Source organism: Streptomyces sp. SID5910 (assembly GCF_009862125.1).
Classification (GTDB): Bacteria; Actinomycetota; Actinomycetes; order Streptomycetales; family Streptomycetaceae; genus Streptomyces.
On sequence record NZ_WWHX01000660.1, the window covers coordinates 1 to 1,569 of the forward strand.

At 75.3% G+C, this 1,569-nt stretch carries 1 protein-coding gene; it reads right to left on the reverse strand.

From position 1 onward, the window contains the following. The coding region (locus GTW67_RS22945) for an ATP-binding SpoIIE family protein phosphatase (protein ID WP_161166696.1) at nucleotides 1-1,569 on the reverse strand (1,569 nt) is incomplete at both ends.

The window sequence follows — 1,569 nt, forward strand, 5'->3', positions numbered from 1 at the left end:
CGGCTGCCCCAGCGCTGGGTGAGCTGGGCGACCAGCAGCAGACCGCGTCCGCCCTCGTCCCACGTCTTGGCCCGGCGCAGGTGCGGCGCGGTGTGGCTGGTGTCGGAGACCTCGCAGATCAGCGTGGTCGCGTCGTGGATCAGCCGCAGCCGGATGGGCGGCGAACCGTACCGGATGGCGTTGGTGACCAGCTCGCTCACCACCAGCTCGGCGGTGAAGGAGGCCTCCAGCAGCGCCCAGGCGGACAACTGCTCGACGACCTGCTTGCGGATGGGCGCGACCAGCGACGGATCGGCGGGAATGTCCCAGGTGGCGACCTGGCCGGCGGGCAGCCCCCGGGTGCGGGCCAGCAGCAGCGCCACGTCGTCGGCGGTGCCGCCGGTCGGCAGCAGGGCGTGCAGCACCCGGTCGCAGGCCGCGTCCAGCGAGCCGGCCGGGGCGGCCAGGGCGTCCCGCAGCAGCACCTGGCCGGCGTCGGCGCCGCGGTCGCGGCTCGTGACCAGCCCGTCCGTGTAGAACGCCAGCACGCTGCCCTCACGCAGCTCCAGCTCGGCGGACTCGAAGGGCAGGCCGCCCACGCCGAGCGGCGGACCGGAGGGCAGCTCCAGCTGCCGGGGCGGGCCGTCCGGCGGGACGAGCACGGGCTGCGGATGCCCGGCCCGGGCCAGCGAGCACTGCCGGGACACCGGGTCGTACACCGCGTACAGGCAGGTGGCGCCGACCTCGCCCGTGCCGTCGCCGCCGGACTCCTCCGACAGCCGGACGACCAGGTCGTCCAGGTGGGTGAGCAGCTCCTCGGGGGTGAGGTCGATGTCGGCGAGGGTGCGCACGGCCGTGCGCAGCCGGCCCATGGTGGCCGAGGCCTGGATGCCGTGGCCGACGACGTCCCCGACGACCAGCGCGACCCGCATCCCGGACAGCGGGATGATGTCGAACCAGTCGCCGCCCACCCCGGAGCGGGCCGCCGGGAGATAGCGGGAGGCCGCCTCCAGCGCGGCGGTGGGCGGCAGCCACCGGGGGAGCAGGCTGCGCTGGAGCATCAGGGTCGTCTCGCGCTCGCGGGAGTAGCGGCGGGCGTTGTCGATGCAGACGGCGGCGCGGGCGCTGACCTCCTCGGCCAGCAGCACGTCGTCGTGGGTGAACGCGTAGGGGCGGCGGAACCGGGTGAAGACGGCGATCCCCAGGGTGGTCCCGCGGGCTTGGAGCGGGACGGACATCGTGGAGTGGATGCCGTACTCCTCGATCCGCGCGACCCGGACCGGATCCCACTCCCGCCACCGCTCCAGGTCGCCGGAGGGCACCGCGGCGACGATCGCGTGCCCCGCGACCAGGCACTGGGCCTGCGGTGTGTCGGCCGGGTAGACGTCGAGGCGGCCCGGCTCGGCCTCCGCCTCCGGGCATCCCGGGTTGACCGACTGGTGGGCACTCCGGCGCAGGGCGACCGGCGGCGTCGGCGCGGCCACGGGATCGTCGCCGTGCTCCTGCGGGTCCAGCAGGTCGACGCTGACGAAGTCCGCGAGCGACGGGACGCACACGTCGGCCAGCTCCTGCGCGGTGCGGGTGACGTCA